Below are 12,713 nucleotides of genomic sequence, written 5' to 3'. Positions count from 1 at the left end.
GTTAGGGTGGAAGGGTTGGCGGTCATGGGGGGGGACGCGGTGGCTGTTGACGCAATTGGGGGGGGGGGGGGCTTGGGGGGCGTGGCGGGGGCGCGGGGGGGGGGGGGGGGGGGGGGGGGGGGCGGGGGCGCGCTGCCTGCTCCCCGGCCTTCAGGGGTGGGTCAGCTGGCGGCGGTCGGGACCGCGACGACCTTCAGGGAGTTCAGGCGCGCGTAGTCCGGGCGCCCGATGACGCGCCAGGGGTAGAAGTCGGGGTGGTTGTTGGCGGCGTCCTTGCGAGGGGCGTACTCGACGGCCTCGCCCTCGTACTCGCTCTTCGGGGCGGCCTCGATGCGCTCCCCGGCCTCCAGGGCGGCGAGCAGCTCGGTCTTGTTCAGGTACTGGCGCATGGCGTTCTCCTTGGGGGTGACGAGAGGGCTGTTCCTGGGCGGGCGGCGCGTACCGGGCTCGGGGCCCGTTCACGCCGCCTGCTCAGGGGGCGGCACGCTGGCCGCCCGGCCGGTCAGATGCCGTACTCGCAGCTCTCGCAGTAGGACGCGTTGCAGCTGGAGCAGTGGATCTCCAGGTCCGCCCCGCAGTCCTCGCAGGTGCCGAGGTCCTCGACGACGGGCAGGGGGGTCGCTATGACCGCCGCGGTGGGCAGGTCGGGCGCCACGGGGACGGTGTTGACGGGGCCGCTCGCAATGGGGGTGAGGCGAATGTTCAGCATGACTTACGCCTTTCTGGTCAGGTTGGTGTGTTTTGAACTACTTTCATTCTGCCCGAATCAGCTTGCCCTAGCCAGCTTGGACAAGCTGATTCAGTAAAAGAACGGACAAGAAAACCGCAGGTCAGGCAGCGACCTGATCGCCGTGAAGGATGGCCCGGAGCCGGGACGCGATCCATGTCCCGACCGCCGGGGACACCGCGTTCCCGAACCCGTCCACCTGGTTCCTCGCGCTGCCCCAGACCTTGAAGGTCCCCTTGCGGCCCCGGAAGTCCACGTCGAAGCCGCAGCCCACGCCCACCTCGTTGGCCTTCATCATCCGGAAGTAGCACTCTTCCAGCGGCAGGCTGGCGAGGGACGCCTGCCACTCGGTGACCAGCAGGCCGGTCGTGTCCCGAGCGGTGAGCGTGCCGAGTGGATCGGTCAGCGGGTGCGGCGCGGTCTCGGCGCCCGTGGGCCCGTTCTGCTTGAACCACCCGGCCGCCGCGGTGAGCAACCCCGGGATCTGCTCCGTGGTGACCGTCGGCATCGCCTCTGCGTGCACCGTGGGGGTCGTGTTCTTCCGGAAGGGCACGATCCCGGAGGACACCACCGCGAGCGTCTCCGAGCCGACCTGGGTCGGGAGTGGGATGTGCGCGCCGCGCGGTCCGCCCTGGTAGTTGTCGACCGCCAGGAACACCGCCTTCTCGTGCGTCGCGGTCACCGTGTCCATCGGCCGCAGGATGTGCTGCCCTTCGCCGTTGTGCCGGTGCGCGGCCACGATCGCGCCGGTCGTCAGGATCGCGGTCTCCTGCTGGCTGGTCTGCGTCGACAGGGGCTGCCACGGGTGGCGTTCGGTGCCGTGGATGCCCTTGGCCGGGAGGAGGACGGCCGGGAACTGGGCGAAGCGCTGGCGGCAGCGTTCGGCGCGGGCCATCGTGCTGTCGGCGAGCGGCGTGTCCCGGTCACCGATCTTCGTGCCCAGGTCGGACAGGTCGAGGGCGTACAGCGAGGGTGTCATGGGCGGGATGACCTCGCGGCGGCAGCTCGGGCACCGGTAGTTGTACTGCTTGCCGTAGCCGACCAGCCCCGACGCCGGAACGCCCGTCTTCCACGACCACACGGCTTCCACCTGCTTGTCGCAGTGCCCGCACCAGGACACCGGCCGGTGGTCGAGATCGGGGGTCGGCAGCGACTTGTCCCAGAAGCAGATGTAGAGCCGGTCCCTGCTCTGGGGGACGCCGAAGAACTGCGAGTTCAGGTACAGCACCCGGTAGCGGTAGCCGAGCTTCTCGAACTCAGCGAGCCACCACCGATACGTCGAGCCATCGCCGATCTTCGGCTTGTTGGGGAGCGCCTTCCCCCACGACTGGAGTCCGGTCGTGCACTCGACGAGGATCAGCCGCGGGTGATGCTGACCGGCGTACTGGAGCACGCACGTCGCCGTCGCCCGGTCACGCTCGGATCTCGTGACCCGGGCCTCGAACTCTTGGTCCTCCAGCTCGAACAGGGCCAGGCCCTGCTCGTACGCCCTCTGCGTGTTCGCGATCGAGTGATTAACGCAGCTCACGCCCGCCGTGAGGAGGTCGGCGGCGGGCAGGTCACGGGCCGAGTGGTAGTCGGACGAGTCTGGATCGACGAGGTCGGCGATCCAGTGCTCGGCGGTCGGGTGGTTCGTCTCGTGGATCAAGACTTTGTACTCGTTGTGGTTCGCGGCCATGATCGTGTCGAATCCGGCGTCCTCAATGCCCTTGGTGAATCCGCCGAAGCCGCTGAACAGGTCGCAGGCGGTGTGACTGTCGTGCCGGAAGCGGCGCTGCCTCCTGGCCGGCCGGTGGGCTGCGATCCGGAACTTCTTCTTCTTGGTCGCGGTGGCCACGTCTTTCTCTCCTTGCGGGCATGACGAGCGCCGCCCCGGGCGGGGCGGCGCTGGTGGTGCTGGGTGGTATTCATCATTCTTTCCGAATCGCTTTGCTCTAGCCAGTTTGAACAATCTGAGTAGGCAAAGAATTCGAAAAGAATGCAGGTCAGCGGTCGGTGGGTCGGAACGGGATCTGCGGCATCAGGTCGTCGTCCAGTGCGTACCAGCACCAGGCGTGCCCGCCGACGGCGTACCGGTCGTCGTCGTTCGGCTGGAGGACCTGGGTGGCCTTCTCGTGGCTGTCGCCGCCGAGGTACATCCAGGCGATGAGCAGGACGACCGCGTGCCGGGTGCCGTCCACGGTGCCGTCGATGACGTGCACCGTGTCGATGGAGCCGTGTCCGTACCGGGCGGCGTCGGCCTGGGTGTTGGCTGCGATCTGCCGGACGGTGCCGAGGTCGAACCAGGGCTTCACGTACCCGTCGCTGGCCTGGTCGCTGGGGTCGACGAGCGCCGGGTAGCGGTCGGTCTCGTTCGCGGACACCACGACCTCCACCATCCGGCTCTCGCCGGGCTCGGGTTCGTCGAGCAGCGCGGCGGCCCGGACGAGGTCGACGCGGTACGCCGGCCGCCCGTTGCGGTCGGGCAGCTCACCACACAGCGGACGCCAGACGTCCCGGGTGTCGTCGTCCAGGTAGGCAGTCCACCCGCTCATTTCGTGGATGCCGTTCCCGGCCTCGGTCAAGCCGACAGTCTCGGTGAAGGTGCGCTCGTCGCCGGCCATCGTCCAGTACCGGCCGTTGGGGAACAGTGAGCCGTCCTCGCCTTCGACGAGTTCGACCGCCGCCGCGTCGAACGGGGCGTCGGGTTTGCAGCCGGTCAGGATGTCGCGGACGGCCGCAGCGGTCACCACGGCCATGACGCGGCCGAGCTGCTCGTGCGCACGCTCCGCGTCGTTCAGGGCTGTGTCGACGGCCGCGCCGAGCGCGCTGCTGTTGGGGAGCCGGTAGGCGGGGCGGGGAGGGGTCTGGTCGCTCATGTGGCGTCCTCGTTTCGTCAGGTGGAGGTCAGTGGGTGCGGGCGGCCGGGAAGGTGATCCGGTACAGGCGGTCGGACTTCTCGTCCGGGACGTGCTTCCATCCGGCTGCGGCGAGGTCGGCCGGGGTGGCGTTGTCGAGGGCTCGGCGGAGGACTTCGTCGGCCTTGCCGAGGGTCTCGGTGTCGAACGGGCCGGTGTCGTCGGCGGTGTCGATCTCGTCCTCGCCGGCGACCGAGCAGATCGTGGCGAGGCGGGTGAGGTCGACCAGGGCCGACGTCGCCTCTGGGGCCCGGTCGTGCAGGACGCATGCGGCGGTCCAGGTGGCGACGCCGAGCAGGGTGGCCGGTCGGGTGAGGCCGCACGCGCACTCGGGGTCGTGCCACTCCTCGTAGGTGCCGCAGCGGGGGCACCACCAGGCCTCACTGCTCCACGTCCACTCCCATCCGCCGATGCCGTACAGGCCGTCGCGGTTGGGCTCGATGACGTTGGTGGCGGTGTGGCCTTCCTCGGCCCACTGCCAGCGGACGTGGGCGACGACCGTGCGGGTCTGGCCCTTGCCGTTGGGCTTGCGTCGGCGGGCTGCCTTGCGGGCGGCCCGGGTGGCGATGGCGATCGTGGTGGCCTGTTCAGCTCCCTTTTCCAGGTCTCGCCAGTTGACGCGGATGGCTATGGCGAGCGGCTCGGGGTCCTGGTCGTCGTCCTCGTCGTCCGTGCTGCGCTTCACGTCGCTCTGGATGATGTGGACGGTGTCCCGGCTGTCCGCACGGCCGTCGATGACGTGGATCGTGTCGACGCAGTCGTAACCGTCCTGCTCGGCCATGCGGATCGTCTGGGCGGACAGCTCGCGGGCGACGTCCAGCGTGAAGTAGGGGTTCATCCAGCCGTTCCACCGGTCACGGGGGTCCAGCTGGCATGCGAAGGGGCCGAGGAACTCGTCAAGGTGGACGCGGCTCGCGATCATCTCGTGGGGCATGGTGGTTCGCTCCGTTCGGATATGGGTCCGGCCGGGACCCTGCGGGGTCCCGGCCGGTTGGTCGTGCTGAGAGCAGGGCGGTGTCAGTCGCTGCCCTGTGCGGGGTTGATGGCCGTCGTGTGGTCGTGGCCGGTCTGCTCGCGGTCGTGTTCCATGCCGCGGGGGCAGGTGGCGAGGTGCCCGGTCCATCCCGTCTCGGGGCCGTCGGGGATGGTGCGGAGCACAAAGCAACGGCGGTCGCAGAACTTGCAGTAGTCGCCGGCCAAGTCGTCCTCCTTGTCGGGTGGGCCGGTCAGAACAGCGCGGGCGGCTGTGTGGGCCGCTGGGCGCCGAGTTCGGGGATCTCTTCGCCGGTCTGCTCCAACCACCAGTTCGCGAAGTGGCTTCGGTGGCACCAGGCGTCGGCTGGGGGCAGTCTGTCGAGGCGGTCGAAGCAGAGCAGGACCAGGCGGGCGCCGCCGTTCCGGACGGCCAGGCCGGCGAGTTCGGCATAGATGCGGTCGATGCCGTAGCCGTTCAGGAGGCGCCGGTAGCTGAACTCGTAGGCGTCCTGGGGCAGGTTCTGGGCGAGCAGCTCCCGCGTCGGCGTGATGAGCGTGGCGTGACCGGCCAGCTCGTAGCCGAGCGGGAAGCGTGGGTGGCCCGCGGTCGTGCGGATCGGAGCGCCCATGTCGGGCGTGAACTCCTGGTAGGTGCAGGTGGCGAGATCCATTCCCGTCCTTTTCCTGGATTGCTGTGTTGGTGGTGCCGTAGGGGCCGCCTGGGCGGCCCCCTGTGGTGTGTCAGCCGTTGCAGATGCAGGTCTGACGATTGAAGGGCTCGGTGCCGTACTGCCGGTTCGCGAGTCCCAGGACCTTGGCGAAGACCTGGCAGAGGTCCGCGTTTTCGTCCTTCCTTTCCTGGTTGGTGAGGGTTTCGCGGAGCCAGGGGAGGATGAGGGCCATGTCCTCTCGGGTGAGGATGAAGAGGTCGCCGTTGTTGATCCTCTGAATGACGTCCTGGTTTTCCATGACTCCGCCTCCCTGATGGTGGTTTGTGGTGCTTCTTTCATTCTTTCCGAATCAACTTGCCCTAGCCAGCTTTCACTAACTAATTCGGTAAAGAAACTCAAAAAAACGCAGTTCAGGCGGCGGTGAAAAGGTCGAGCTGGCGGGGCTGCCGCTGGTGCCAGCCGTGGGTCGGCAGCGACCCGCCGGGCTCGGAGGCGACGACCAGGAGCACGGTGCGGACGTTCGTCCCGGACGGCGCGAACGACTCGTCGGGCAGCGGGATGAACTCGCCCTCGGCGAGGGCGATCAGCTCGCGGAACTCGACGGTCGCCCGGTCGCTGTGCCACATCACCGACTCGGGCAGGACCGCGATGAGTACGCCGTCGTCAGCGAGGAACCCGAGCGCGTGCTTCACGTGCTGCACGGCCGCCGCGAACGGCGGGTTCATCAGCACCCTGCGGTAGCCGTGCGGGCAGTCGAGCGGGTCCAGGTCGAGGAAGTCCTCCTCGAGGACGCGGCGCGCGGCGCCCTGCTCACGCAGGACCCGGGCCCGCCGCTCGTCGATCTCCACGCAGTCGACGACCGCGCCACGGCCGGCCGCCGGCCCCACGATCGAGCCGGTCCCGGCCGAAGGCTCCAGGACGCTCATGCCCTCCCTGATCCCCGCGCGCTCCAGGATCTCGTGGACCACGCGCGGCGGCGTCGGGTACCAGCCCTGCTCGAACCGGCTGGGGAACTCGCGGGTGGCGAGGCACGCCCGCATGAACTCCTCCACGGGGAACGGGAAGACGTGCGCGCGGATCGCCGTACGGCCGTCCCACCGGCCGCCGATCTCCTTCAGAACCTTGTTCACCTGCTCGTACTGTGCGCGGTCGAGCTCGAACGGGATCTGCACCCGGTCGCCGGCGATGACCGTGCGGGTGTCGGTGAGGACGTCGTAGACGCCGCTTGGGATCTCCATCGTGGTCCTCCTGGAGGGATAGGGGTCTGGCTGCCTGAACGGGGCTTAGATGAGGGGTGAAGAGGGCGCCCCGTCCGCTGCCTGGACGGGGCGCCCGCGGTGGGTGGTCAGGCGGCTTCGGCCGCGAGGTCGGCTTCGGCGTCCGGGTTGACGGTCAGGCCGCTGGCGCGGACCTCGGCGACCATCTCCGCCTTGCGGAGGTTCGCCATGGCCTTGGTGGCGATGTCCTGGAGGTGCTTGATGCGCAGGCGGTGACCACCGATGCCGCCGGGCGTACCGGCGAGGAGCAGGGCCAGCTCCTCGGGGTCGCTCGCCGCGAGCAGCGAGAGGATCTCTCCGGCCTGGCCCAGCTTGTCGATCTTCCCGACGAGCTTGCTGCGGTCGGCGATGATCCGCTCGCGCTCCTCCTCGGGGAGGTCGAGGGTGCCCGGCAGTGCGTCCTGTCCGCTGTCCTTGCGGGCGGCTTCCGCCTCCTCCGAGAGGACGAAGAACGATCCCTGCTCCTCCTGGCGCTTCTCCTCCGTGTGGAGGGCCTGCGCGAAGGCCTCCGCGTCACGGGCGCTCTTGAAGTCGCCGCGCACCCAACGGCCGAGGAAGCGCACCTGGTTGTCGTTGGACAGCTTGCCGACGTACCAGGCCAGGCCGACCGGCAGCTGGTTCTTGACGAGGGCCTCCTGCGCCTCGGGGCACAGGCGCAGCAGGTCGATGCGCCACTGGACGTAAGCCGGGCTCTTGCCGACGAGTTCGGCGACCTCGTCGACCGTGTACTCGGCGTCCACCAGCTTCTTGAAGGCCTTCGCCTCCTCGACGGCGGTCATGTCGGCGCGGCCGACGTTCTCGGCGACGGCCATCGCGAAAGTCTCGCGGCCCTCGCCGACGCCGTGCATGACGACGGCCTTCATCTGGGTGAGGCCGGCGATCTGGGCGGCCCGCCAGCGGCGCTCGCCCATGATGAGCGTGAACCGCTTCGTGTCCTCGTTGTAGCGGACGTTGATCGGCTGGAGCTGGCCCAGCTTCGCCATGGACTTGGCCAGCTCCTGAAGCCCGGCCTCGTCGAAGTGCTCGCGGGGCTGGCCCGGGTCGCGGTCGATCTTCGCCGTCGGGATCGTGCGGAGCTGCGTCCGCTTGTCGTCGCCGGCCTGCTGGGCGGTCGCCTTCTTCGCCGGGGCCTTGCTCGTGGCGGCCGCGGTCTTCTTCGCGGGTGCGCGGCGCGGACTGCGGCGGGCGGTCGCCTTCTTCGCCGGGGCGTCGTCCCGCGCGCCGAGGCCGTCGGGGGCGGGTCCGGCCGGGGTCGCGGACGGGTCGACGTACTCCTCCGCGTGCTCGGTCTCGGTGGTGGCCTCGGTGGTGGCGGTGGCGGTCACAGCGTGTCCCTTCACTGTCGGGGTGGGGTGGTTTGAACTACTTTCATTCTTTCCGAATCAGCTTGCCCTAGCCAGTTTTGACAACCTGATTAGGCAAAAGAACTTCTAAGAAAACCGCAGGTCAGCAGCCGCAGGAGCCGTTCGCGGCCTTCTCCTGGAAGCAGCCGCCGCAGGTCTTCGCGCGGACCGCGGCGGCCTGCGCGCGGTTGACCGCGCGGCCGCGCTCGCGGTTCACGAACTCGACCTGCTGGTTGTACGCGCTCACGCGCTCCGCGTACCGCTGCTGCTCGGTCCACTGCTGCGCGCCGCGCGCGCGGCGCTCGGTGCTCGGCGTCGCGGCGTCGGCCGCGAGGGCGGCGCGCAGGCCGGCCTCCATGTCGGTCAGCGCGTCGAACAGCTTCAGGTCGATCGGCACCGGCCTGCACGCTGCGACGATCCGGCCGCCGACCGCGCGGAGCGCGTTCCGGTCGAGCTCACCGCGCGTCACCGTCCGCCGGACGTCGATCGCCCAGGCGGTCTGCTCGTCGGCGGCCAGCCGCTTGGCCAGGGCGAGCGCGTCGCCGGCCTCGCCGATCTCGACGATCAGCTCGATCTCCTCGGTGATGCTCGCGGCGTTCATGGCGCTCTCCTCTGGCCGTAACTGGTGGGGTGTTTTGAACTACTTTCATTCTTTCCGAAACAGCTTGCCCTAGCCAGTTTTTGCGAGCTGTTTCGGTAAAAGGACTTCTAAGAAACCGCAGGTCAGCGGGCCAAGATCGCCTCACCGATGGCGGTCAGCGTCACCTTCTGGCCGTTGTAGAGCGACCCGGCCGCCTGCTTCGCCCAGCCCTGGCTGACGACCCACTCGACCATGTCGCGGCGGGGCCTCTCGCCGCGCTCGACGGCCACCCGGCGCTGACCGACCCGCAGCTCCTGGATCGCCACGCCGTTGTCCCGGATGGCCTCCAGGGTGCGCTTCTGCGCAGGGGTCGCCGTCGGGACGTCCGCCGGCGCGGGCGCCGGCTCGGCCTCGGGCTCGGAGGCCCCCTCGCTCGGGGCGTCCTCGTAGCGGTCCAGGAGGTTGTCCGTGTGCTGAAGGAACCGCTGCGCGGCTTCCACCTCCATACGGTCGGCCTCGTTGCGGATCTGGCAGGTGCTGGAGCCGGGCGACCGCGTCAGCAGCTGGCGGGTCAGATCCCTCCGTACTCCGGCCAGGGCCGCGCGGACGCCGACCTTCTCGGCGCACTCCAGGACTCGCCGGTACGGGACGGCCTCGGCGGCGGCGTCCATCGCGGTGCGAATCAGGCTCGTGTCGACGCCCTGGCTGAGGTCCGTCAGGGCCTTGGCGAGCTTCGTACGCGCACCCTCTTCGCGGGTCGTGGCGCTCTCGGCGAGGGATTCGAAGACCTCGGTGAGGGTGGCGACCATGACTTGCTCCCATTCTGTGCAGGTTGGTGCGTTTTGAACTACTTTCATTCTTTCCGAAACGGCTTTCCCTAGCCAGTTTTGACAATCTGTTTTAGCAAAAGAATGGCAAAGAAAGCAGGTCGGCAGCTCACACCTCGTAGCCCTTGCGTCTTAGGTCGGCGACCTTGTTGCTCAACGCCTTGCGGTCCTTCGGGTCTGTGGTCGGCAGGAAGCCCAGGCCCTTGCCCTCCTGGGTCACACGCCACCGCGCCCCGCGTTTCACCACCTCGGCCCCGCTCGCGCGGAGCTTGGCCACCAGCTCGTCGGTCTTCTTCGACGCCATGTGCTCGGTCCTTCCTTCGTGCAGTGGGGGTCGGCCCGGCGGACGCCGGGCCCGTGGGGGCCGTCAGGCGGCGCGCGCCGAACGGCGCCGGTCGTAGCAGTCGCGGCAGACGCTGTACGTGCGGAACCTCCGGCCCTTGCCGGGGATCCGGTCCTGCACGCAGTGCAGGCGCTCGTGCCCCGGGGCCTTGCACTCCGTCTCGGTGCACTCCTCCGTGCGCGGCTCCTTGTGGCCGATCGCCCGGTGATAGTGCGCCTGCCAGGCGGAGAACGGCTCTGGGCTGTACCAGCCGTCGGTGTCGGCCAGGCCGTCGTCCACGTACCGGCCGTAGGCGGCGCGCTCCGCGTCCTCGTCGCACACGTGGCCGGTCACCTCGGCTTCCACCACGGCCGCGTCGGCGGCCGTCGCCAGGCAGTCGTCGCAGACCTGCTCGCCGTCCATCAGAGCGGGCTTCTCACCACAGTCCGCGCACGGCACGTACTTGTTGTCGAACGGCGAGTGGTACGCGCACACGTGGCGGCCCTGCCAGGTGTGGATCGCCATCGCCGGCCCCTCGCCGTTGTAGTTGCAGCTGAAGGCGCGACCCAGGCTGTCCTTCGGTCGGCAGGGGATGTCGTCGGGGGCGAAGCGCAGTCCGGCGGTGATGTAGGGGAGGAGGTTCGTCATGGCGATCTGCCCCTTCGCGGCTGGTAGGTGCGGTTTGAACTACTTTCATTCTTTCCGAAACAGCTTGCCCTAGCCAACTTAAACAAGCTGATTCAGTAAAGAATCGTCAAGGAAACGCGCAGGTCAGGCGGCTTCGGCGGCTCCGGAGACGAGGCGCTCGACCTGGTGCAGCGCGCGGGCGATCGCCATGGCGGCTGCCGCGTCATCCCGCGCCTTCACCAGCGTCCGCCGGTGCTCCACCGCCCGCTTCCACATGTCGCCCTCGGCGAGCGTGTCGCCGCAGGCCACCATGGCGTTCGGGCCCATCCCCCACACGATCATGTTGACGGCGCAGCCCGCTGCCGCGATCGGGTCGATCTCCTGCGCGAACCACGTCATGCGGGCCGGGTCGATGCCCATGCTGCGCACGTGGTTGACGGCCGATCGGAACATGCCGCCGGTGCCCGCGCACGGGTCGAGGACCGAGTAGCCCTCCCGGATCTGCTCCGGGTCGTTCCCGAGGATCTGGGCGGCCATCATGTCGCACACCTCCGGTGGCGTGTGGTACTCGCCCAGGCCGGACCGCGCGGACTTGTGCCGCAAGGCAGTGACCGCCCACGACATCAGGTCGACCTCCGCGTTCCACGCCGGATCTTCGCGCCCGGTGTGGTCGAGGGCGTTCGCGTTCAGCGCCGCATGGAACGTGGCCCGGATGGCGGCCAGCTCGTTCTTCGTGAACTTCTCCTCCTCCGCCCAGCGGAACAGCACCGAGGCGGTGTCGATCAGGTCGGGGCGCCGCATCCACCAGTAGGCGGCGACCTCCCGCACGCAGGCGATGAGCTGCTCGGCATCCAGGCCCCGGAAGAAGTCGGCGAGGAGCCGCGGGTGCCCCTTCTGCGGCCACAGCGCCAGGGTGGCGACGATGCCCACAGGGATCTCCATGCGGTTCCCGCCGTGCGAGCCGTGCCAGGCGTCCGCGACGGCCTCGCCGAAGGTGGGGCCGTCGGCGGGGCGGATGGCGAACTCCAGGCGGCGCCGGGCCGGGGCCGGTTCCGCCTCGGGGATGAGGGCCGGCTGCTGCGGCTTCGGCTGCGGCGGTCTCGCCACGGCGCTCGCGTACTGCCCGGCGGTCGGCTTCGGCAGGGTGATCGTCTTCTCAGGCTTGGGCGCTTCGGGCTCGCCGAGCTCGGCGAACAGGTCGAGCTGCTCCATGGGTTCCTCCGTGCAGGCATGAGTCAGGCCCGGCACCATCGGGTGCCGGGCCTGTGGGGTCGGGTGGTCAGATGCGGGTGGCGGCCATGGCGGCGTCGACGACGCCGATCGTCTGGCCCCAGGTGTGAATTCGGTGCCGCCGTAGCCGAGGTGGCCGGTGATCCGCGCCTTGCTCGGCGTGGCTTCGCCGGCCTCGTCGGTGCCCATGCCGGGCTCCCGTTCTCTGCTGGTTGGTGTGGTTTGAACTACTTTCATTCTTTCCGAGACGGCTTGCCCTAGCCAGTTTTAACAAGCTGTTTCGGCAAAAGAACTTCTAAGAAGTCGCAGGTCAGGAGCCCATCAGCGTTCAGGTCGAGGGGTGGTCAGTGGTCTGCGAGGTGCGCGCGGAGCGCCTCGGCGGCAGCCCGTACACGTTCGACCGTCCAGCCGGACCCGGTCAGTGTCAGTCGGGCCCGCTCGTGCCTCGGGCCGTCGACGGCGACGACCTTCACACTCATGCTCGCGACGTCGACGCCGATGTGGACGTCGCCGGCGGCCGGCGGTGTCATCTCCCGTGCCTGCCGCCAGTGGACGGGGACGCGCTCCTCGTCGGCGCCGTCCGGGCCGGGGCACGCGTGGGAGATCGCGTTCAGCAACTCCTCGCTGTGCGTGCACTCGCCATGGTGGTGAAGGAGCGCGATCCCGGTTCCGTTCACTACAAACGCATGCCGGGTGAAGGACGGCCGCTCGCGGGTGGTGATGGCGCAGCCCCACGCGGGGACGCGCGTGGTGCGCTCCAGCCAGAAGCCCTCACCGTGCTCGTCGACGTACGGGCGGCCGAGGTCCCACCCGTGCACGCGGGCGGCTTCTTCCCGGACCCACGGCCTCCGGTTGCGGTAGTCGCGGTCGTCGGGGCCGGTCGTGACCCACAGGCGCCAGCCGTCCGGCCCGGCGTTGAACACCGCGTCGTCCATTGCGTAGATCGGCTCGATGCGCACCAGAACCCGGGGGGCGTTCACCTCCACGGTGGTGGGCTGCTCGTTGATCGCCTTCCGCAGGGCGCAGCCGTCGCAGTCGCCGCGGTTGACACAGACGCCGAACCCGCCCCAGCGGGCGCGTCGCGTGTCCTGGGATTCCAGGAGTGCGCCCCAGCGTCGAGGGCGCAACGCGCACTGAGCCTGGAAGCCGAAGTGGGCGTTGAGGCTGAGCCTGTTCCAGCCTTTCCCATCGGGTCCGCCGGCCGGGGCCTCGGGTGCGGGCAGGTAGATCGGCACGT

At 69.2% G+C, this 12,713-nt stretch carries 16 protein-coding genes; all 16 read right to left on the bottom strand.

Annotation, left to right across the window (positions count from 1 at the left end; translation table 11 throughout):
• Positions 1–161: 161 nt before the first annotated feature.
• Positions 162–389, bottom strand: a complete 228-nt coding sequence (locus ACFXC1_RS50535) for a hypothetical protein (protein WP_381257079.1) — start codon at positions 387–389, stop codon at positions 162–164.
• Positions 390–502: 113 nt separating this feature from the next.
• Positions 503–709, bottom strand: a complete 207-nt coding sequence (locus ACFXC1_RS50530) for a hypothetical protein (RefSeq protein WP_381257077.1) — start codon at positions 707–709, stop codon at positions 503–505.
• A 121-nt stretch (positions 710–830) separates the two neighbouring features.
• Positions 831–2,564, bottom strand: coding sequence for a DNA cytosine methyltransferase (locus ACFXC1_RS50525; RefSeq protein ID WP_381257074.1), 1,734 nt, complete (start codon positions 2,562–2,564; stop codon positions 831–833).
• 148 nt (positions 2,565–2,712) lie between these two features.
• Complete coding sequence (locus tag ACFXC1_RS50520) at positions 2,713–3,585, bottom strand: hypothetical protein (RefSeq protein ID WP_381257071.1); 873 nt, start codon at positions 3,583–3,585, stop codon at positions 2,713–2,715.
• Between the two features lie 28 nt (positions 3,586–3,613).
• On the bottom strand, positions 3,614–4,558 hold the full coding sequence (locus ACFXC1_RS50515; protein WP_381257068.1) for a hypothetical protein: 945 nt from the start codon (positions 4,556–4,558) through the stop codon (positions 3,614–3,616).
• A gap of 83 nt (positions 4,559–4,641) precedes the next feature.
• Entirely contained in the window at positions 4,642–4,824 is a 183-nt protein-coding gene (locus ACFXC1_RS50510) for a hypothetical protein (protein ID WP_381257065.1), read from the bottom strand.
• 26 nt (positions 4,825–4,850) lie between these two features.
• Positions 4,851–5,270: a hypothetical protein gene (locus ACFXC1_RS50505; protein WP_381257062.1), complete on the bottom strand. Its 420-nt coding sequence runs from the start codon at positions 5,268–5,270 to the stop codon at positions 4,851–4,853.
• Positions 5,271–5,340: 70 nt separating this feature from the next.
• Positions 5,341–5,568, bottom strand: a complete 228-nt coding sequence (locus ACFXC1_RS50500; protein WP_381257060.1) for a hypothetical protein — start codon at positions 5,566–5,568, stop codon at positions 5,341–5,343.
• Between the two features lie 112 nt (positions 5,569–5,680).
• Positions 5,681–6,508, bottom strand: a complete 828-nt coding sequence (locus ACFXC1_RS50495; protein WP_381257057.1) for a class I SAM-dependent methyltransferase — start codon at positions 6,506–6,508, stop codon at positions 5,681–5,683.
• A 107-nt stretch (positions 6,509–6,615) separates the two neighbouring features.
• Complete coding sequence (locus ACFXC1_RS50490) at positions 6,616–7,872, bottom strand: ParB/RepB/Spo0J family partition protein (protein WP_381257055.1); 1,257 nt, start codon at positions 7,870–7,872, stop codon at positions 6,616–6,618.
• A gap of 121 nt (positions 7,873–7,993) precedes the next feature.
• Positions 7,994–8,491 carry a hypothetical protein gene (locus tag ACFXC1_RS50485; protein ID WP_381257053.1) on the bottom strand — a complete coding sequence of 166 codons (498 nt, stop codon included), beginning with the start codon at positions 8,489–8,491 and terminating at the stop codon, positions 7,994–7,996.
• Between the two features lie 122 nt (positions 8,492–8,613).
• On the bottom strand, positions 8,614–9,279 hold the full coding sequence (locus tag ACFXC1_RS50480; protein WP_381257051.1) for a hypothetical protein: 666 nt from the start codon (positions 9,277–9,279) through the stop codon (positions 8,614–8,616).
• 127 nt (positions 9,280–9,406) lie between these two features.
• Entirely contained in the window at positions 9,407–9,601 is a 195-nt protein-coding gene (locus ACFXC1_RS50475; protein ID WP_381257048.1) for a hypothetical protein, read from the bottom strand.
• A gap of 63 nt (positions 9,602–9,664) precedes the next feature.
• Positions 9,665–10,267, bottom strand: coding sequence for a hypothetical protein (locus tag ACFXC1_RS50470; protein ID WP_381257044.1), 603 nt, complete (start codon positions 10,265–10,267; stop codon positions 9,665–9,667).
• A 123-nt stretch (positions 10,268–10,390) separates the two neighbouring features.
• Positions 10,391–11,665, bottom strand: a complete 1,275-nt coding sequence (locus ACFXC1_RS50465; RefSeq protein ID WP_381257041.1) for an N-6 DNA methylase — start codon at positions 11,663–11,665, stop codon at positions 10,391–10,393.
• 155 nt (positions 11,666–11,820) lie between these two features.
• Positions 11,821–12,711, bottom strand: a complete 891-nt coding sequence (locus ACFXC1_RS50460) for a hypothetical protein (RefSeq protein ID WP_381257038.1) — start codon at positions 12,709–12,711, stop codon at positions 11,821–11,823.
• Between the last annotated feature and the right edge of the window lie 2 nt (positions 12,712–12,713).

It is taken from the genome of Streptomyces hokutonensis (assembly GCF_042751305.1).
GTDB lineage: Bacteria > Actinomycetota > Actinomycetes > Streptomycetales > Streptomycetaceae > Streptomyces > Streptomyces hokutonensis_A.
The sequence above is the reverse complement of the archived record's forward strand: the minus strand, read 5'-3'. Positions and strand labels throughout refer to the sequence as shown.

Bases quoted from the DNA above. Each gene is read 5' to 3' on its own strand.
- ACFXC1_RS50505 (WP_381257062.1), bottom strand. From the start codon at position 5,270: ATGGATCTCGCCACCTGCACCTACCAGGAGTTCACGCCCGACATGGGC.
- ACFXC1_RS50495 (WP_381257057.1), bottom strand. From the start codon at position 6,508: ATGGAGATCCCAAGCGGCGTCTACGACGTCCTCACCGACACCCGCACG.
- ACFXC1_RS50530 (WP_381257077.1), bottom strand. From the start codon at position 709: ATGCTGAACATTCGCCTCACCCCCATTGCGAGCGGCCCCGTCAACACC.
- ACFXC1_RS50515 (WP_381257068.1), bottom strand. From the start codon at position 4,558: ATGCCCCACGAGATGATCGCGAGCCGCGTCCACCTTGACGAGTTCCTC.
- ACFXC1_RS50485 (WP_381257053.1), bottom strand. From the start codon at position 8,491: ATGAACGCCGCGAGCATCACCGAGGAGATCGAGCTGATCGTCGAGATC.
- ACFXC1_RS50475 (WP_381257048.1), bottom strand. From the start codon at position 9,601: ATGGCGTCGAAGAAGACCGACGAGCTGGTGGCCAAGCTCCGCGCGAGC.
- ACFXC1_RS50465 (WP_381257041.1), bottom strand. From the start codon at position 11,665: ATGGGCACCGACGAGGCCGGCGAAGCCACGCCGAGCAAGGCGCGGATC.
- ACFXC1_RS50470 (WP_381257044.1), bottom strand. From the start codon at position 10,267: ATGACGAACCTCCTCCCCTACATCACCGCCGGACTGCGCTTCGCCCCC.
- ACFXC1_RS50520 (WP_381257071.1), bottom strand. From the start codon at position 3,585: ATGAGCGACCAGACCCCTCCCCGCCCCGCCTACCGGCTCCCCAACAGC.
- ACFXC1_RS50535 (WP_381257079.1), bottom strand. From the start codon at position 389: ATGCGCCAGTACCTGAACAAGACCGAGCTGCTCGCCGCCCTGGAGGCC.
- ACFXC1_RS50500 (WP_381257060.1), bottom strand. From the start codon at position 5,568: ATGGAAAACCAGGACGTCATTCAGAGGATCAACAACGGCGACCTCTTC.
- ACFXC1_RS50480 (WP_381257051.1), bottom strand. From the start codon at position 9,279: ATGGTCGCCACCCTCACCGAGGTCTTCGAATCCCTCGCCGAGAGCGCC.